Here is an 18,097-nt window from a genome sequence, read left to right as displayed (position 1 = left end):
TGCATGGCAAAGCCGGCGACAGCGCGTAGGCTATGCAGCGAGCCCGCTTTTTCGCGATTCGACGAGACCCGTTCATGAGCCATGCCCTGTCCACCCATTCCAGATCCCATCTGCTGGCCCTGCTCGGGCTTGCCCTGTTCTTTCTGGCAAGCGGCATCGGGCATTTCATGTTCCCGGATTTTTTCCTGGCCATCGTGCCGGACTACATCCCCATGCCGGCGTTGATGGTGGCGATCAGCGGCCTGGGCGAGCTGCTGGGCGCGATCGGTATTCTCATGCGGCGTACCCGCCGGCTCGCGGGTTTCGGGCTGCTGCTGCTCACGCTGGCGGTATTCCCCGCCAATATCTACATGGCCCAGAACCCGGAACAGTTCAGCCAGTTCGCACCCTGGCTTTTGTATGCGCGGCTGCCCTTGCAGCTCGTCATCCTGGTATGGATCGCCTACGCCATGCGCCGCGCGCGCAGCGGCTACGGCGATTTCTATTGATCGATTTGAACGCGGCCCGAGCTCAGTGCGAGCGCAGGGCCTCGATCAGATCATTCTTGTCTTGCCAGCCACGCGCAACGACGCCGGCACGACCCGTGTGCAGCCGATCGGAGGTTCCTACATACCCTCGTCTCGCAGCGCTTCGTACTGTTCCGGATCCTTGATGCTGCTGCGATCGTTGTCGTTTTCGGTCATGCTGGTATCCGGGCGTGAATGACGCGTGCAATTCTGGCGCGGCGATGAATGAGGCCAATACGTAGAACGACCCATTCCCGAAGGTAGGCCACGTATTGTCGTGAATCACCGCGTCCGAACCTGCCCCGTCGTCGGTGCGAAGCGCCGGGCCGGGTTGGCTCGCTGGGCTGCGTTGCATGTTGAATTACGCTTCGCAAATCCACCGCCGGGCCTCAAGGCTTCGCCGGGGGACGCGTCGATTGGCTTAGGCCGCAGGCCGTAAGCCAACACGGAAGCGCCTGGTAACCGGCGTGAAGCGCTGTGGCCGAATCAACGCCCCGCAGGCCGCGTTCGATGTTGGATTTCCTTTTCTAATCCAATCCACGTACGAGCAAGGCACTGACTGGGAGGTAGCGCCGGGCGTCTGGCATGGTGCGGTCTTTGGCCAACACCGGGAATAACCGAGTGCACGCGCAAGAGCGATGACCATGGGCCCACGTATCCAATATTTCGACGCCAATACCGCCGGCCGCGATTACGCGGTGGGTGATATCCACGGCTGCTTCTACATGCTCGATGCATTGCTCGAGCGGCTGGAGTTCGACGTGGCGAAGGATCGCCTGTTTTCGGTCGGTGATCTGATCGATCGCGGCCCGGACAGCGAGCGCGCCGCCGAATTCATCGATGCGCCCTGGTTTCATGCCATTCGCGGCAATCACGAGCAGATGCTGCTCGATGCGGTCGACCATGGCGGGCAGGAGCGTGCCCTTTGGCATATGAACGGCGGCGACTGGTTCGAGGCTGTCGATGCACGGGCAGCCGATGCGCTGACCGAGCGAGTGCGCCAGCTGCCACTCGCAGCGGCCGTGAATCTGGCCGGCGGCGGGGTGGCCGCGCTGGTGCATGCCAACGTCATAGGGCACAGCTTCGAGCGTACCGGGGCGCTGCTTGAGGCGGGCTTGGCGGATGCCCAAGCGCTGTCCATGCTGCTATGGAATCGCGATCGGGCCGACGCGCTCAACGGCAGGGCAGCAGGGCCGATCGCAGTCGATGGCGTCGACGTGATCTATTTCGGCCATACGCCCATGCACGAAGCCATGGCGCGTGCCAATACGCGCTGGCTGGATACCGGCGCCTTCATGGGCGGGCGGCTGTCGATCGCCGAGCTGGGCGTGGCTGGCGACGTGTGGTCGTTGTCGAGCGACCTCGACACGCTTCATAGCGGCTGGCGTTGGGTCTGAAGGCGGCGTCAATCGCCTGATGCATCGTCACCCGGCGCGCTGGCGTCGAACAGGCGGGCGCCGGGGCCGGCCTTCGCGGCGATATCGTCGGGGTTGCGCAGCGGGCAGGCCTGCAGCGACAGGCAGCCGCAGCCGATACAGCCGTCGAGTTGATCGCGCAGCTTCGTAAGCTGGTTGATTCGGTCTTCGAGCTGATTCTTCCAGCCGTCCGACAATCGCCGCCAGTCCTCGGCCGACGGCGCATGGCCGTCCGGCAGGGTGGCCAGCGCCCGGCCGATGTCCGCCAGCGGAATACCGACACGCTGGGCCACCTTGATGAGCGCGACTACGCGCAGCACATCGCGGCTGTAGCGACGCTGGTTGCCGGCGTTGCGACGGCTGTGGATGAGGCCCTTGGTTTCGTAAAAGTGCAGCGCCGATACCGCTACACCGCTGCGCCGGGCGACTTCGCCTACCGATAACGTTTTGCGAAGCGGTATGGACGGGTCCGGGAGCATGCGCGATTTTAGCCCTTGAATGGGCGCCGAGGCCGTGGATTAAAAAAAACCGCCCGGCACGTTGACCTCAAGTTTACTTCAGGTTGCATGCTGGTGCCATTGCTTCGATTTGTTGCACGATCATGGCATCGGCCGTGCATGCACCGTGTACGGCGCTTGTCGAGCCAGGCGTCGGATCAACCAGGGGTTATGACCGATGAAACCGAGTTCATCTGCGGATGCGCAGCAGCGCGAATCTGTAAGCGAGGCGATCGACCTGGGTGCCTATTTCGAACGTATCGGCTACCACGGCCCGTGGGTCCCCAGCTTCGAGGTCTTGCAGGCACTCATGCGACGGCATATGGCCTCGATCCCGTTCGAGGCCGTCGACGTCATGCTGGGCGAGGGCGTCGACCTCGACCCGGTCGCGGTCGACCGCAAGATGATTCACGGCGGCCGCGGCGGCTATTGTTTCGAGCATACGAGCCTGTTCCGGCGCGCCTTGCAGGCGCTCGGTTTTGCCCTGGAGCCGCATCTGGCGCGGGTGTGGATTCATGGCGGCAGCCACGCCCCGGCCGCCACCCACGCATCGCTCAAGGTCGAGGTGAACGGGCGGCTGTGGCTGGTGGATGTCGGCTTTGGTGGCTTCCTGTCCAGCCAGCCGCTGGCGTGGCGTCCCGACCAAGCACAACATACGGCCTTCGGTACGTTTCGGCTGGTCGAAACCCGCGATGGCTACATGCTCGAAAACCGTTATCAGGAGGGCTGGTGGCCGCTCTACGAAATACTCGACTTCGACTGGCAGCCAATCGACTTCGAGATGGCCAACCACTATGTCGCCACCCATCCCCGATCATTGTTCAAGCGCGAACTCATGATCGCTCGCACCGAAGACGAGGTGCGCTACAGCTTATCCAATAATCGCTTCACCACCCGTTTTGCCCATGGCATGACGCAGGAACGGGTCCTCGATGAGACGGCGCTGGCCGAAACACTTGCCGCAACCTTCGGGCTGCCCGTTGGCGATACCTGGCAGGCGATGATCGCCGCCATCGTCGCCCGGGGCGACGGCGGCGGCGACGGCTAAGCGCGCAACGCGTGCCGCGAGAAGGCGCGCCGGCGCGGGGCAGGTCTGGCCTCGACTCAATCGGGCGCGGCAAGCATCTGCATGAGTTCGGCGCATTCGTTGGGCGGCGACTCGCCGTCAAAGCGGTCGGCCAGATATGCCACCGCCGCCGATCCATGGGTGAGCGCCGCGCTGATGTGTTCGCCCAGCGCGTAGCTGAAGCTGACGGCCGGCACGCCCGCGGCACAGTAGGTGGCCGCCAGCGTCTTGGCATCCGTGCGTGGCGTGACCTGGTCGAAAAACGCCTGGTAATAGAACAGCGGCGCGGCGAAGCCTTGCTGGCCCAGACGGTTTTCGGCGATCACCTTCTGTACAGCGGGCACCGCGAGCAGATTATCGACCGTGGTGTAGTCCTGCATGTTGTCGAACGCATAGGACAGGACCGGATCCTTGACCCAGGCCAGTTCCTGGCCGATACAGCTCTCGCCGACGTTCGCCATCATCTCGCGGCCGTCTTCGTTCATGAGTGTTTCGGTATCGATCGAATCGTAGGCGCGCGAGAGGCCGACGACCGCCGCGAAATACATGCCCGCGAAAATGCCGCCGTTGACCGCTTCGGCCGAACTGGCCAGATCCGCAGGCGGGCCGCCGGCCGCCACGCCCACCAGTGGAATGGTGGGCGCATAGTCGGCCGCGATCTGCGCTGCCCAGAGGCTGGCGTAGGCGCCGCCGGAATACCCCCAGAGTGCCACCGGCGTCTCGGTATTTACCCATCTATCGGGCAGAAACGCCTGCGCTGCGCGAATCGCGTCGAGCACGCCTTGACCGGAATTGCGGCCGGCCAGGAACTGCGACTCGGGGCCTTCGTAATCGGGGATCACCACCACCCAACCACGTCGTAGCGCCTTGTCTACCAGCATGTGTTCGACCATCGAACCGCTGAGCATTTCGTAGGACGGCGCACAGCGACGCGTGAGCGCGTCGTAGGCCACCTGATAGGCCAGCAGTCGTGGCTGCGGGTCGTCCGGCACCAGAAGCGTGGCGATATCGACCTGCGGTTTGCCATCGCCGTCGGCGGTGACGTAAGCCACCTGCCAGGCACGCGCGTTGACGCCGAAAAAATAGTACGCCTCGGGCGAAATCGGGCGATAACGCAACACCCTACCCGGCGCCATGTCCGCCAGTTCGGCAGCAATGGGCTGGGCATGAAAGGCGTCGTCGTCGGGCTGCGTGAACGGCGCAACGGGCTGCGCGAAACGCGCCGCCTTATCGGCCACGGGCTGGGGCGGCACGGCGAAATCGTAGGCGGGCGGGTGCCATGCACACCCAGCACCGAGAACGATCACAGCCAGTACCGCTATCTGAAGCGTGCATGGTCCCAACGAACGAAAACTTGTCATCAATCAAATGCCGTCCTGAAAACGTGGCCCCGCCGAGCCTTTGCACCGGGGACGGGCATGCTATATCGCGCGCCCTGTTTTTGCTCGTCTTCAGGCCGTCAGCCCGGGTCATGGGCGTGTTCACCGCGGCCCTGCGCCGCGCAGGGCTCGCTTCGTCACTCGGTGAGCAGATTGTCGTTTATGGGGAATTATTCCCGATACCGGAAAAAACTTTAAATAAATCGAAATACGGTTTCAAAAAACTTCCAGCGAGGCGGCCGCGCCTGGCTAATGCTGCGGTCGTCGCACGATCGCAGGGCACGCATGCGCGTCGTAAGCGCCCGGCCGACAACGCCTGCTTGCGCCAGCGGTTAGGCCTGCCCGTGGCGAAACAATGCACGCAACTCAATAGCGATAGGGGCTTTTTTTTTGGATGAAAGCAGCGCTATAACGAATTGGCTCTGTTTTGCGAGGGGGCGCTATAGCGGTTCGCCGATCGGGCCGGCGCTTACGGCCGCGATGGATCGTACCTTGCAAGAAGTTGTATAACCCAATAACGTCTTATGAAGCGACCCGAGAGTTGGGTGCTGGAAAAATAAAAGAGGTGGGGGATGCGTGATTCAGAGGAGCTGTTACGTCTGATTTACGGCGCGCTGGTTGCCGCCAACATCGATCTGGATGCGATCGATCAAATTCTGGAGTTTTCCTGTGAGCAGATGAGCGATCCCTCGCGGCGCTCGCGTCATGCCTGGCAGGTCAATTTCTGGCGTGCTGTCGAGCAGGTGTCGGGGGATCCGGATATCGGTATCCATCTGTGTCCGCACCTGCCGCTGTTTCGCAACAGCGCCATCGAGTACCTGTTTCTGAGCTGTCGAACCTTCGGCCAGGCCTGCCGGCTGGCATTGCGCTATGACCGGCTGGTCAGCGACGCTTTTCGTGGCGCCATCGACATCGAAGGCAGCCAGGGCGTGGTTCGTATTACCGGCACCAACGGCAGCGACTCGGTGCTGCGTCACTCCGAGGTTTGCTTCGTCTATGGCGTGATCGACTTCTTCGCCCATATGACCCAGGGCGCATTCGTTGCCCAGAGCGTGCGTCTATGCTGCGACCCGGGCCCGGCGCGCGACGACTATGCCCGTATCTTCGCCTGCCCGGTGTCGTTTGGCAGCGGCAAGAGCGAAATCCGTTTCGATGCCGCCCTGTTCGATCTGGAAAGCGAGTACCAGAATCCGGACATGCTCAAGATCCATTGCGAGCACGCCGACCGCGAGTTCACCAGCCTGAAACGTCAGGACATGATCGATCAACTTCGCACCGCGATCATGCGGCGATTGCCGGGCTCCGAAGGCGTGGATATCGAGCTCGACGATATCGCCCGTGATATTGGCGATCATGGCCGCCATGTGCGTAGCGAACTGGCCGCGGTAGGCACCTCGTTTCGTACGCTTGTCCAGCACGTACGCTTTAACATGGCCTGTCGGCTGCTGACCCAGTCCAATGCCGGTGCCGAAACCATTGCCGATATGCTGGGCTTTTCCGGCGAGCGTTCCTTTCGTCGTGCGTTCAAGGCCTTGAGCGGAATCACGCCGGGGGCATACCGCAAGGCGCAGTGCGGGCAGAGCCCGCGCAAGGCCGACCCCTGGCAGGTGCTGTCGCGGATGATGTCCATCGACAGCTGAGCCAGCCACCCGGCGCCGCGCCGCGTGATCGATGTCGCCGGTCGGCGAGCGCGATCACCTGACTGATCGCCCATGCATGCGAGAACCCACCCCACCGCGTAGCCGCGCCCGTATTCATTACACCGGCGCCGATTAACTCGATGCGAAACGCCGATCGCGCTGCATTTGCCGGCGCGATCGGCGGGCATCGTCGCGCGCTTCGGCAAGAGCCGACCCATGTCCGGATTGGCGCAAGCGAAACACGCTTTCGATGTTCGCGGCGGCGCCCGCGCGCGGCCATGGATAGCGCGCATTTCGCCACCGAACGCCCCGATCTCGCAGCGCAGCAAACGCGAATTACGGGAAAAAAATCCTGGCTGCGGGGTGGTGAAAAACACAGACGAAACAGCGTTATGTCGATAGGGGGACGCGACTGACAGTTACGCCTGTCAGTCGCGTCCTTGTACCCGGCATGGCCTCTCGGTTCCTGTAAAGGCCAGCCCGGAACGCTTCCGGGACAGGACAACGAAAACGGGGAGATGGCCACAGGGCCAATAACGCTTATGATCAAAAAACGAGGGGATTTCACGGTGCCCGGCAACCGTTCGGGCGCGGTGTGTGTGGCTCGCGCGATGTTTATCGGCCTGTGCGTGGCCGGCTCGCTCACGGCCTGTTCTTCGGGCGGGGGTGGCGATAGCGGCCAGGGCGGCGACGGCCCCAACCCCGGCGATATCGTCGGCGGCGGTGCCGATTCCAGCCTGGCGTTCAGCTACCCGCTCAACGGCCAGGACGATGTCTACGTCAAATCGCAGATCGCGGTGGCCTTTCGCGGCGATATCGGCAGCGACCCGGGCCTTACGCTCGTGCGCGACGGCGAGACTGTACCCACCACGGTGGAGCGCGACAGCGACCAGCCCAACATCTTCCGCCTGCGCGTCGCCTCTGAAGACGACGGCATCGAGCGTGCGAGTCTCCAGCCCAACGCCGACTACAGCGTCGTCAACGCCGCCGGCAACACGCTGTTTTCGTTCAGCACCGCGGGCAGCAGCAGCGACAGCTTTACCGTCACCCGTCGCAGCACCATCGGCGACCGGCGCGTACCGCTCACCGAGTTCAACCCCATTCGTGCCGGCTTCAGCCAGGCGGTCGATGCCGGCAGTGCCGACCTCTGTCTGGCCGGCGAAACGCTGGGCACGGACTGCACCGTCGCCGTCACCGGCCCCACGGGCCCCGTGGCCGGCCGGCTGACCGTGCAAGGCACGAGCATGACGTTCGATCCCAGCAGCGACATGGGCGACGGCACCCCCAACACCCGTAATGCCAGCGACTACGACAGCAGCGATCTCGTCGCCGGACAGCGCTATACCGTCGCCTTCGACGGCCTGCGCTCGGTCACCGGCGCCGAGCTTAACGACAGCTTCCGGGTCAACCCGGTAGCCATCAGTGCCGGCAGCAGCGTCGATACCGTACAAACGCTCACCATCACCGGCGGCAACGGCGACAACGCCCTCAACGGCGGCGCCCGCAACGTGGCCCGCATTGGCTCGCAGCTTATTGGCGAAAACGTACTCGACGCCCGCAACAACGCCAACCGCGGCGGCCTGCTCACACGCCTGGCCGGCACCACCTCCGGCGGGCGTTACAACAACCTCTTCCCGGCACTACTGCCGGCCGGCCAGCAGTTCGAGCTCGACGGCATCGACCTGCGCCTGGGCGGCGCGATCGACACACCCGTCACCAGCGGCCCCATTCAGGCTCGCCTGATCAACGACGGCGATATCTATCTCGCCGGCAACGCGCCGCTGGCCGGTATCGAGGGCCCCACTCTGGTACTGCTGCGCCTGGATCTGGGCATCAGCACCGACGTCGAATCGGGCGATGCCATCGACTCGCTCTCCAACGGCGTCTTCAACCAGACGGTGATGAACGTCGTCGCCGCCGGCCAGGCCGTTCCGCAGCCCAACGGCGACATCAAGCTCACCGCGCTGGGCAGCTTCCCGGTCGCCGTCAACCGCGATGGCAGCGCCACCGCCGATTTCGAGCTGGAACTGACCCTGCCCAACCCCGGCGCCGGCACGCGGGTGACCGTCGCCAACGACGCCACGCCGCCGCGTATTACGGCGCAGTACCCGAGTGCGTGTAGCTATACGTTCAACATCGTCGACGACGCCGGCAATCTGCCCTTCGAAAGCGGTGCGATCGTGGGCGGCGTCAACGGAACGACCACGCTCTCGGCTACCGAAGCCGATTGTATTGCCGCCCTGAACGAGCGCCGCGTGCTCGCCACCGGCGAAGGGGCAGGCGGCGACCCGGATTCCACATACAACTTCATCAACCCCTGGGCCGACAGTTTCCCGCTTAACGGCGAAGCGTCCATCCTTTTTTCGGAACCGGTCGATCCGGTCAGCCTCGCCGGCAATATCTCGCTGGCGGCAGACGACGGCACGGGTATGACGGTGCCCGTCAATCTGCGCGCCGAAGGGGCCAGTGTGGTGGTCGCGCCGAAACAGCCGCTCCAGGCCGATACCAACTACACGCTCACGGTTGACGGCGGCGTAACCGACCTGGCCGGCAACCCGTTGGCGGGCAATTTCCCCGATAGCACGATCGTCAGCCGGGTCACCTTCACGACCGAGCCCATGGTGGTTCCAACCGACGCATCCGGCCAACCGACCGACGTGGACGACAACACCAGCGAAGCGGTATTCCAGACCGCGCCCTTCATTACCGCGCTCACCCCCGGCCAGGCCTGTCCGCTGCTGGCTGAAAGCGGCGACTATCTGGATGGCGGTGATACTGCGGGCCGCTGTGTTGGCGATAACCCTTCCGCGGAGGACACGACGATACCTGCCTTCGGCTTTGTCACTGAGGACGTGACCCGCAAGGCGAGCCCCGCCCGTGTCTACTCGGTGGCGTCGCAACCGGCGAATGCGCCCATCCAGGCCTATTTCTCCAAGCCGGTACGCACGGCCTCTATCGCGTTGGCCGATGGTTGTCTCGTACGCGGGTCGGGTAACAGCAACGATGAGGCAACTGTCGCAATCCAGCGCATGGATGGCGATCAGTGCGAAGGCGTTGTCGATGGCACGCTGTCAACCTTGGGCGGGGCAGGTGCGGCACTAACCGAAGGCTTTACCTTCGAGCCGGCAGAACCGTTCAAACTTGGCCAGCGCTACTGGATCGTGATTTGCGGTCGTGCCAACGGCGACGACAATAGCGTCGCCGCAGGCAACAGTTGCAGCACGGGCCAGACGATCATCGGTCAAAGCGGCTTAGCGCTCAACACCGATCCATTAAGGGGTACGGGCACAGCTCCGGACGGCTCAAGCAGCGCCACAGGTGGCCGTACGCCCGACTGTACCGCAAACGTTGCAGGTGTGATCTCCTGTTATCTAACCAATGAGGAACAAGGCGGCCCAGATATCCTGATGCCGTTCACCGGCAGTAAGCCAAGTACGGATTACGCCACGATTCTCCGTGCATTGCCCAAGACCGATACCAACGGTAACGGCTTTTTCGACAATACCCCTTATTCAGAGGCCCAACTCGTCGGCGATCCCAGCAGTCGACTAATCGGCGGGTTCAATACCGGTAATGACCGCACGTCGCAGCCTGGTCCTTTTCTGACAGACTTTAAGGACGCGCTCGGCCGCGAGCGCGTCCAGCAGGCCAACGTGGTCTACTCACGGACTCTTAACTCTGCTGCCCCGATATTTTTTGGGGGACCACTAGCACCCGCCGAGGCTGGCTTCCTCGGCGGAGATCGGCCGATCGCATTGCGGCCGGCCGTTACTGGCTCGGAATGCGAGGTGTCCGCGGTTCGGTTAAGTAACGGAACACCCGTTGTAGGCACGAATGCACCGACCCGTTGTATACCGGTCGATCTGCCGTCTGGCGGGTTGACTACCGTCACTTCGCTACCTGCGACTTACAGCGCGCCCACTGGCCGTCTACTTCTGCGTTTCCCGAATCGTGTGGTCAATGGCGAAGCGACCGACCAGCCCCAGCGCGGGTACATCGTGCCGGAATGCAGCGGCACCTTCCCTGCGTCGGGCGAACTGCCCGCTATCGACTATAACTATGCGCCCTGTTTCGTCGCGGCGCTGCAGCTCACCGTCAATGGGCCGGACACCGGTGTGGTTGCCGGACAGGGGCTGGAGCTTGTGCAGCAGGACCTTGATGTACCGGTCTTCGGCCCGGTGGCCTTCGAGCAGAACGGCCGTCTCGTGATCTCTACGCGTAACACGCAAGAGTTCTCGATCGCCGTAAGTCTCCTAGGAGCTTTCGGCGGAGATATTCCGCTGTCTGCGCCCACGCCCCCCGGCTATCAAACGTTACAGCTTGTGGGGCCGGCACTGCATGGCGGGTTGTCGTTCGACCCGTCCAAATGATCTGACGCCTGCAATCTCGTCGCAGCCGGCGCTTAAAGCGCCGTGGCTGCGCCGCGAAGGCCGGCCATCGAAACAGCAGGTATTTATTCACTCTAACTGAACATGCCGATGCCCGAAGTCGGCGTGGTCTCGGCAAAAGCGGTTTGTCGAAGTGATCGACGCATGCAGCGTTTATCACAGAAGGCGCCGCAAATGCCGGGATTAATAAAACGTTGCACAACGCAACAAACGCGAAAACTCCAAGGGAGGAGTCATCATGAAAAATGTCATCAAGAAATCGGTTATCGGTAGTGCGGTCGTACTCGGCAGCATCGGTGTGGCTCAAGCGGCCACGGTCACGCCGGGCGTTGGGACCTATACCTTCTCCGGCTCGACTACGCTAAGCGGGCTCGGCCTGAATCTGAGCTGCACTCTGACACTCGTTGGAGATGTTCAGAAGGATGGTAACGGCGGCGTTGTCGTTACAGTCACGGACGGCGACGCGACCGGTTCGTTTTTTAGCGGCTGCGGTCTGGTCGGCTTGGAATTCCCGTGGACCGCGAACGTATCTGCGGCCCAGATTCCCGCAGATCCAACCGAGCCCGTGCCGGTCATGTTCGAAAACGTGGTTGTAACGGCCGGGGGAACCGACTGTACGTCATCGCCCGCCACTGTACCGGCCATGTACTCGAACGGTGATCCGATAAGCGATCCCTCCTCGTTCACGTTCAACGCCAATATCGGTAGTTGCGGTGTGGTGGGTTCGGTCAGCGCCCAGACCGACGTCAACGTCACGCAGTAACCTAGCCTCCGCGAGTTAGCTTAGAAAAAGGGGTCGGCCTTGCGTCGTTCGACATGGGCGTACCGCGGCCTGACCGAATTACAGGCGACGATAAAGCCCGGCCCGCGCGACGCGCGGGTCGGGTCTTCTGCCAGCGCGGAATTGATCGTGCGACCGCGCTTGATTCCATCGCTTTTGTTGTTTGATTAAGTCCCGTCAACGGTTTCCAGTTATAGCGCTGGGAAGGGGTTGATGTGGACTCCAAATCCTTCCGGCTTATACAGGCTGAATCATGTCGATCGAAGCCGGTTTAGCCGCAATACGTTAATCACTTCGTTTTATTCGAAAAGGGGGAATAATGAAAAACGGATTCAAGACCATTTTAGCGTGCGCAGGTATTGCCGCCGGTAGTTTGGGTGCGGCGTCGGCAGCAACGGTGACGCCGGGCGTGGGTACGTACACGTTCTCGGGGCCGTCGACGCTGAGTGGGCTCGGTAATAACTTTAGCTGTACGCTTACCCTCGTCGGCGACGTTCAGAAGGATGGTAACGGCGGTGTTGTTGTCACCGTAACCGACGGCTCCGCAAGCGGCAGCTTTTTCAGCTTCTGCAATATCATTGGCTTCGAGTTCCCGTGGACGGCTAACGTGTCGGCTGCTCAGATCCCGGCCGATCCAACACAGCCAGTGGCCATCATGTTCGATAACGTGGAGGTAAGCGTGGTGGGCATGAGCTGTACCAACGGTCAGCCGGTCAGTATCCCCGCCATGTACTCGAATGGTGATCCGATCAGCGATCCCTCCTCGTTCACGTTCAACGCCAATATCGGTAGTTGCGGTGTGGTGGGTTCGGTTAGCGCCCAGACCGACGTCAACGTCACGCAGTAAGTCCCAGACTTGGCGTCGTGAATAAGGCCCACCCTCGCGGCGCGTGAACGTTGCGCCACAGGCCAGGGCCCGCTCAAGCCCGGCACGTGCGATGCGCGTGTCGGGTTTTTTGCGTTGGTATACCCGCTGTCTGCGCGAGATCGATGCGGCCGCCTCGATTGGGCCTGAACGAGGCGAAAGACTCGCGCGCGCCTAACGCAGGTGCGGTCATCGATCGCAGACGCGCCCGGCGTGAATGCCGATCAAATGCTGACGTCACGTTTCGATTAGGCGAGATGCTGAGCATCCGGTTTGAGACGCGGATCACCCCGGCTGTCGGCTGCCGACCTTGCTTTTCATTTGCGCTTATTCACGTCCATTCGCGGCCCAGTTTCTTGCCCTAATGCGGCCGGCGAAGTTTCCTACACGATCAAGAATTGGGCTATTCGAAAGGCGTCATCCGTGCCGCGATCTAGCGTGCAGGCCCAGCGTGTTCTGCACCGATCTGATGTTGGCTTGCGGGCCATCGGCGAACCTGCCGCTGCTTGCGCGCTGCAACATGCCTGGCGCGCGACTTTGAATTTTTATCGCTCGTTCGGTGTTTATGCGTGCGCGGTGCCGCATTGCACAACGTGGTTTTGTTGCGGCCGTGTTGTTTTGTTGGCGTAAAAAGCGGGCGGAATATCTGGTAAATAAAAATACAAAACAATGGTTTGCGATTAGGGGACGCTACTGACATCCGCCTGTGTCAGTCGCGTCCTTGTAAGGGCGTGTCGCCGCCGTTTTTATGAATCCTGTCTAACGCGTTCTGCAATCACGAGGGGAGGCCACAGGGCCAGCGACGCGATCGGCGAATCGACGAGGGGGCTACCGACCCAGCCATGTCCTGCATGCGACGCCGCGTGCTTGCCACGGGCCGGCCCGCCCATCGGCGGCATTCCGATCACATCCGTACCGACGCACATGCCAAGGCATGTGAACGGCGCAGCCTGCCTTCGACCGGCACAACGCATTACAAGCGGACGATAAAAAGGGGGAGACCTATGACCACGACGACTTCATTCACCTACCGGGCTGCGGCCGGCGCGATGGCCGCCTGCGTGGGGCTGGCGCTCTCGGCGCCGGTGTATGCCCAGGGCGGCGGCGGCGCCATGCGCGACATGCAGCTGCAGGAAGACACCAACACGCTGTTCGGCGACGCGCTCGACTTCATCAAGAACAACAGCTATATCCGCCTGGGGGTGGGTCATCTGGCCTACAAGGGCGATTCCAGTAATCTGAAGGTGGAAGACGCCCAGGGCCTGGCTGCACAGGCGTTCGGGCCCGGCACGTCGACCCTGGAGAATACGGGCTCCAGCCTCGGCGACAAGACCTTCCCGGCCGGGACCATCGGCCTGTACATGCCCTGGACGGGCCGGCATCTGGCTGCCGAGGTAACCATTTCGGCGCCGATCAAGCTGGACTTCCAGGTTACCGGTCGTGCCGCGTCGGAGTCGCTGGTGCCCACCGTGCTGGACGACGGCACCGGCAATGCCATTGCCACCGGCGTACCGCCGCTGGGCGAAAACATCGGCACGCTCAAGACTTTCCCGCCGAATATCTCGTTCGTCTACCGGCCGTGGGTGGATACCGCGGTGCGCCCGTTCGTGGGCGTGGGCGCGATGTATCTCTACACCTTCGATACCGACATTTCCAACCAGTTTCTCAACTCGCAGAACGAGCCACAGCTCTACCTGAGCAAGCCGCTGGCCTGTACCGCCAAGGCGGGTGTAGATGTCGATATCACCGATCAGCTGTTCTTCAGCCTGTCGGCCGAGTACATCGGCTGTGCCGAGGTCAAGGCCGAGCTGAACAACATCAACGTGCGCGCGCCGAATCTGTCCAATCAGTTCGGGCCCATCGATATCGGCACGATCTCGAGCACCAACGATTTCGAAGCGATTCTGTACCAGGCGTCTTTCGGCATTCAGTTCTAGCCGCACGCCCGGAATTGTTTTTCGGTTTGGGCCGGCGCCGATCTCCCCGTGAAGTGAATTCAGTCTCCTCTGCCACTTCATCGTACAGGCGTTGGCCCATCTTTTATTCGGATGGGTTCGCAGCACGAACCACATGAAAAGGGGCACGACATGAACACCAAAACCGCCCGTCAAATTGTCTTGGGCACCGCGTCGGCCGTGCTGGCCGCCGTGCTGTTGTCCGGCTGTGGGCTGATCTACAAGCCGGTCGGGCATACGCTCAATCATTATTCGCTGGACGAGGCCGTGCCCTACGCGCTGTCGAGCGGCGATCTCGACAAGACCACCTGCGGTACCGGGCTGGCGCTCTCCCAGCTCATGGGCTCGTTTTCGCGGGTGATTTCGCGGCCGTCGCGCACGCTGCTGTCCACCAATTTGCTGGCCGCGATGTGTTCGGAAGCCCAGGCCCAGGATGCCCACCTGCTGGTGCTGCGCGCCCTGCACAACGGCGAGACCGATACCGCCCGCGATGATCGGATCATCGCCCAGCGCTGGGAGCGCATCACCGCGCTGCGCCGTTATCAGGTCTATCGCGATACCGTCGATGCCTACGGCGAATTCGGTGGCCAGAGCTGCCCCGATCTGAGCAACGAAATGGGTACCGACCTCGACGAACTGCAGTTCATGGTGGGCGTGCTCACCTCGGTGCAGGGGCTGTTGAGCGATATCCGGGCCAATTCGTCGGTCGGTATTCCACAGAACGTGGCGGCCGAGGCGGGGCGTGCGGTCTCCTGCCTGGACAACCGTAAATGGTGGGGTCTGCCCGAGGCGCTCGAGGCGGTGGTATGGCTGTCGGTGCCGGGCAACCAGCCCGACGGCGCCGATCCGTGGGGGCAGTTGGAACGCTCGGTGGCCATCGGCCGCGAACAGGGCATGGCCATGCCGGCCATGCTGTATGCCATCGCAGCCTACGGCCAGTCCGATACCGCCCGCGAAAAACAGGCGATCAAGGCCGTGGCCGAGATCTACAACCAGAACGACACCGCCGGGCGTTTCCAGATTCTCAACGAGGTGGCCTACAGCCAGGCGCAGTATCTGAGCGATCGTATCTGGATGGAGGCCGAAGGCCATCGCACGCCGCTGATCGCCCTGGGCAGCTTCCCGGGTGACTCGAGAGGCGCCAGCGACGACGACTTTGATGCCGGCAGCTTTCTGGAATAGCGCGGGCTGAGTTCGCGCACGGCTATGGGCACGAAGCCGGTGAACGACAGCTTCGGCGTGAAAACGCCGGCCTGTCGGGCACCCGGCGGGCAACGAGCCCACCGTCGCGCGGCGTGCCGGCGTTGTGGTGCGCCGGACATCAAGGCCGTGCCGCTTGATGAAGACCGCACGACGGCGTGGGTATGTTCGCGCTGTGGCTGCCAGGCGATCGTCGTCGAACGCCGAGCCACGTCGACGTTCGCCCAACCCCGGCCGAAAACTCTCGATTAGAACGAACCGGAGTCCTGTCATGACCCAGCTGAAGTTGTTTCTCGCGCGCCGCGGCTTGCTCGCCGCGTTTTTTATAGCGGCTTTGTCTGCCGCCACCACGGCATCGGCCCAGACCGAGCGACGTACCTTTTGCATCTACGACCCCATCGGGGCCAACGGGTTTATCTTTCAGGCCCTGCAGGACTACGTGCTGCAGGCCAATGCCTGGGGCTACAAGCTCGATACCCGGGCCTATACCGACGAAGCCGTGGCCGCCAACGATCTCAAGGCCGGCCAGTGCGATATTGCCGCGCTCACCGGCGTACGCACCATTCGGTTCGTGAAGTTCGCCGGCAGCCTCGACATGGCCGGCGGGCTGCAGACCTACGATCAGGAACGCACCGCTATTCGGGTGATGTCCAGCCCCAAGGCCGCGGCGTACATGAAAGAGGGCGGCTACGAGGTGCTGGGCGTGGTGCCGTTGGGCAAGGCCTTCCTGTTCGCCCGTGACGCGTCCTGGCTGGACAGCATCAACAATATCGCCGGCAAGAAAGTCGCGGTTCTTTCCTACGACAAGCAGGCATCGACGCTGGCCAACGTGGCCGGCGCATCGCCGGTGGGCGCTTCCATCGCCTCCTTCGGGCCGATGTTCAACAACGGCAGCGTAGACCTGGCCTATGCCCCGGCGTTTGCCTACAACGCGCTGGAACTCTACAAGGGGCTGGGCGAGAACGGCGGCATCGCCGATTTCGTGCTTGGCATGCTCTCCGGCCAGCTGGTGGCCCGCGATGACCGCTTCAGCGACGAGTTCGCACAGAAATCGCGCAGCTGGGTGTTCGAGAACATGTTCGATTCCACCCTGCGCCAGGTTACCGGCGCCGAATCCGAGATTCCGGATCGGTTCTGGGTGCGCATCAACGGCGAGCGCACCACCAACTACCGCAACATGTTCCGCGAAGTACGCCAGAAGCTGTGGGACCAGAACTGGTACAGCCATCGCATGCAGATGCTGCTCAAGAAGGTACGCTGCAACAGCGACCGCGGCCTGGCCGAATGCAGCCTGGATACCGAAGGCGGGCCGGTGAACTAGGGCTGGATAGGATAAGAGCATGTCAGCAATCACACGGGTTCTGGGCAAATGGGCGGCGGCCGGGGTGCTGGCCTGTGCCGCACTGACGGCCGCGGCCGCGGACGATGTGGTCACACGCTCGATCTGTGTCTACGACCCGGTCGGTGCCAGCGGGCCGGTGATGGAGCAGTTCAAGGACTACGTCATCTTCGCCCGCGAACACGGCGTGGCGCTGGATCTACGCGCCTACACCAGCGAGGACGTGGTCGCCGCCGATTTCAAGACCGGCCGCTGCGACGCCGCCGGGCTGACCGGCATCCGCATGAAGCAGTTCGTGCCGTTTGCGGGCAGCCTGGATATGGTCGGCGGCCTGCAGACCTACGACCAGCTGCATACCGCGATCCGTGTGATGGCCAGCGAAAAGGCTGCGCCGCTCATGCGCACGGGCGACTACGAAATTGCCGGCGTGGTGCCGGGCGGCAAGGTGTATCTGTTCTCGCGCGAGAAACGCTTTCTCGACAGCCTGCAGGCCGCCGCCGGCAAAAAGGTTGCCGTAATTGGCTACGACAAGCAGGCACGGGTGGTCGCCAACGTGGCCGGGGCATCGCCGGTGCCGGCGACCATCGCCAGCTTCGGGCCGCTGTTCAACAACCACAGCGTGGATATGGCCTATGCCCCGGCCATCGCCTACAAACCGCTGGAGCTCTACAAGGGCCTGGGCGAGAACGGCGGCGTGGCCGATTTCGTACTCGGCATGCTGTCGCTACAGATGGTGGTGCATCGGGATCGTTTTCCCGCCGATTTTGCCCCGGCCTCGCGTCGCTGGGCGGTGGATAACGCCTGGGATCGCGTGATCGCGCGGATCCGCCAGTCCGATGAAGAGATTCCCGAGCGCTATTGGGTGCGCATCGACGGCGAGCGCGAGACCAAGTACCGCAGCATGCTCGGCGAAATCCGCCAGCGGCTATGGGACGAGGGCTGGTACGACCACCGCATGCAAAAGCTGCTCAAGAAAGTCCGTTGTTCGACCGACCCGAGCGTGGCCGAGTGCAGCCAGGACAGTGAAGGCGGGGCCGTGCGCTAGCTGTGATCTTTCAGTAGGTTG

At 62.7% G+C, this 18,097-nt stretch carries 15 protein-coding genes; 12 read left to right on the top strand and 3 right to left on the bottom strand.

Annotation, left to right across the window (positions count from 1 at the left end):
- Positions 1–74 precede the first annotated feature (74 nt).
- Positions 75–488 (top strand): DoxX family protein, encoded by a 414-nt coding sequence (locus C84B14_RS12110; protein ID WP_353224392.1) that lies wholly within the window; start codon positions 75–77, stop codon positions 486–488.
- A 117-nt stretch (positions 489–605) separates the two neighbouring features.
- Here the strand turns inward: C84B14_RS12110 and C84B14_RS18000 are convergent, their stop codons facing one another.
- Entirely contained in the window at positions 606–683 is a 78-nt protein-coding gene (locus C84B14_RS18000; protein WP_502949908.1) for a DUF7218 family protein, read from the bottom strand.
- 467 nt (positions 684–1,150) lie between these two features.
- On the opposite strand from C84B14_RS18000, the gene C84B14_RS12105 reads away from it, so the two are divergent.
- Positions 1,151–1,903, top strand: a complete 753-nt coding sequence (locus C84B14_RS12105; protein ID WP_353224390.1) for a metallophosphoesterase — start codon at positions 1,151–1,153, stop codon at positions 1,901–1,903.
- A gap of 8 nt (positions 1,904–1,911) precedes the next feature.
- Here C84B14_RS12105 and soxR read toward each other — a convergent pair whose 3' ends face one another.
- Entirely contained in the window at positions 1,912–2,400 is a 489-nt protein-coding gene (gene soxR / locus C84B14_RS12100) for a redox-sensitive transcriptional activator SoxR (protein ID WP_353224389.1), read from the bottom strand.
- Positions 2,401–2,596: 196 nt separating this feature from the next.
- Between soxR and C84B14_RS12095 the strand changes: the two genes are divergently transcribed.
- Positions 2,597–3,466, top strand: coding sequence for an arylamine N-acetyltransferase family protein (locus tag C84B14_RS12095; RefSeq protein WP_353224387.1), 870 nt, complete (start codon positions 2,597–2,599; stop codon positions 3,464–3,466).
- 56 nt (positions 3,467–3,522) lie between these two features.
- On the opposite strand, the gene C84B14_RS12090 is transcribed toward C84B14_RS12095, so the two are convergent.
- Entirely contained in the window at positions 3,523–4,737 is a 1,215-nt protein-coding gene (locus C84B14_RS12090; protein ID WP_353224385.1) for a lipase family protein, read from the bottom strand.
- 218 nt (positions 4,738–4,955) lie between these two features.
- On the opposite strand from C84B14_RS12090, the gene C84B14_RS12085 reads away from it, so the two are divergent.
- From C84B14_RS12085 to C84B14_RS12045, 9 genes are all read left to right on the top strand, one after another.
- Positions 4,956–5,261 (top strand): hypothetical protein, encoded by a 306-nt coding sequence (locus C84B14_RS12085; RefSeq protein ID WP_353224383.1) that lies wholly within the window; start codon positions 4,956–4,958, stop codon positions 5,259–5,261.
- A 174-nt stretch (positions 5,262–5,435) separates the two neighbouring features.
- On the top strand, positions 5,436–6,503 hold the full coding sequence (locus tag C84B14_RS12080) for an AraC family transcriptional regulator (protein WP_353224381.1): 1,068 nt from the start codon (positions 5,436–5,438) through the stop codon (positions 6,501–6,503).
- 542 nt (positions 6,504–7,045) lie between these two features.
- Positions 7,046–10,873, top strand: coding sequence for an Ig-like domain-containing domain (locus C84B14_RS12075; RefSeq protein ID WP_353224379.1), 3,828 nt, complete (start codon positions 7,046–7,048; stop codon positions 10,871–10,873).
- Positions 10,874–11,129: 256 nt separating this feature from the next.
- Positions 11,130–11,654: a PraA/PraB family alkane oxidation protein activator gene (locus tag C84B14_RS12070; protein WP_353224378.1), complete on the top strand. Its 525-nt coding sequence runs from the start codon at positions 11,130–11,132 to the stop codon at positions 11,652–11,654.
- A 337-nt stretch (positions 11,655–11,991) separates the two neighbouring features.
- Positions 11,992–12,519 carry a PraA/PraB family alkane oxidation protein activator gene (locus C84B14_RS12065; protein WP_293627937.1) on the top strand — a complete coding sequence of 176 codons (528 nt, stop codon included), beginning with the start codon at positions 11,992–11,994 and terminating at the stop codon, positions 12,517–12,519.
- Positions 12,520–13,541: 1,022 nt separating this feature from the next.
- Positions 13,542–14,474: an OmpW/AlkL family protein gene (locus C84B14_RS12060; protein WP_348765696.1), complete on the top strand. Its 933-nt coding sequence runs from the start codon at positions 13,542–13,544 to the stop codon at positions 14,472–14,474.
- Between the two features lie 150 nt (positions 14,475–14,624).
- Positions 14,625–15,674: a hypothetical protein gene (locus tag C84B14_RS12055; RefSeq protein ID WP_353224375.1), complete on the top strand. Its 1,050-nt coding sequence runs from the start codon at positions 14,625–14,627 to the stop codon at positions 15,672–15,674.
- A 289-nt stretch (positions 15,675–15,963) separates the two neighbouring features.
- Positions 15,964–17,013 (top strand): putative solute-binding protein, encoded by a 1,050-nt coding sequence (locus C84B14_RS12050; protein WP_348765694.1) that lies wholly within the window; start codon positions 15,964–15,966, stop codon positions 17,011–17,013.
- A gap of 19 nt (positions 17,014–17,032) precedes the next feature.
- On the top strand, positions 17,033–18,076 hold the full coding sequence (locus C84B14_RS12045; RefSeq protein WP_353224373.1) for a putative solute-binding protein: 1,044 nt from the start codon (positions 17,033–17,035) through the stop codon (positions 18,074–18,076).
- Positions 18,077–18,097: the final 21 nt, after the last annotated feature.

Source organism: Salinisphaera sp. C84B14 (assembly GCF_040361435.1).
Lineage (GTDB): Bacteria > Pseudomonadota > Gammaproteobacteria > Nevskiales > Salinisphaeraceae > Salinisphaera.
The sequence above is the reverse complement of the archived record's forward strand: the minus strand, read 5'-3'. Positions and strand labels throughout refer to the sequence as shown.

What these genes read in the sequence shown, in the direction of transcription:
- C84B14_RS12060 (WP_348765696.1), top strand. Translation starts at nt 13,542, where the DNA reads ATGACCACGACGACTTCATTCACCTACCGGGCTGCGGCCGGCGCGATG.
- C84B14_RS12065 (WP_293627937.1), top strand. Translation starts at nt 11,992, where the DNA reads ATGAAAAACGGATTCAAGACCATTTTAGCGTGCGCAGGTATTGCCGCC.
- C84B14_RS12045 (WP_353224373.1), top strand. Translation starts at nt 17,033, where the DNA reads ATGTCAGCAATCACACGGGTTCTGGGCAAATGGGCGGCGGCCGGGGTG.
- C84B14_RS18000 (WP_502949908.1), bottom strand. Translation starts at nt 683, where the DNA reads ATGACCGAAAACGACAACGATCGCAGCAGCATCAAGGATCCGGAACAG.
- C84B14_RS12080 (WP_353224381.1), top strand. Translation starts at nt 5,436, where the DNA reads ATGCGTGATTCAGAGGAGCTGTTACGTCTGATTTACGGCGCGCTGGTT.
- C84B14_RS12070 (WP_353224378.1), top strand. Translation starts at nt 11,130, where the DNA reads ATGAAAAATGTCATCAAGAAATCGGTTATCGGTAGTGCGGTCGTACTC.
- C84B14_RS12055 (WP_353224375.1), top strand. Translation starts at nt 14,625, where the DNA reads ATGAACACCAAAACCGCCCGTCAAATTGTCTTGGGCACCGCGTCGGCC.
- soxR (WP_353224389.1), bottom strand. Translation starts at nt 2,400, where the DNA reads ATGCTCCCGGACCCGTCCATACCGCTTCGCAAAACGTTATCGGTAGGC.
- C84B14_RS12110 (WP_353224392.1), top strand. Translation starts at nt 75, where the DNA reads ATGAGCCATGCCCTGTCCACCCATTCCAGATCCCATCTGCTGGCCCTG.
- C84B14_RS12105 (WP_353224390.1), top strand. Translation starts at nt 1,151, where the DNA reads ATGGGCCCACGTATCCAATATTTCGACGCCAATACCGCCGGCCGCGAT.
- C84B14_RS12095 (WP_353224387.1), top strand. Translation starts at nt 2,597, where the DNA reads ATGAAACCGAGTTCATCTGCGGATGCGCAGCAGCGCGAATCTGTAAGC.
- C84B14_RS12050 (WP_348765694.1), top strand. Translation starts at nt 15,964, where the DNA reads ATGACCCAGCTGAAGTTGTTTCTCGCGCGCCGCGGCTTGCTCGCCGCG.
- C84B14_RS12075 (WP_353224379.1), top strand. Translation starts at nt 7,046, where the DNA reads ATGATCAAAAAACGAGGGGATTTCACGGTGCCCGGCAACCGTTCGGGC.
- C84B14_RS12085 (WP_353224383.1), top strand. Translation starts at nt 4,956, where the DNA reads ATGGGCGTGTTCACCGCGGCCCTGCGCCGCGCAGGGCTCGCTTCGTCA.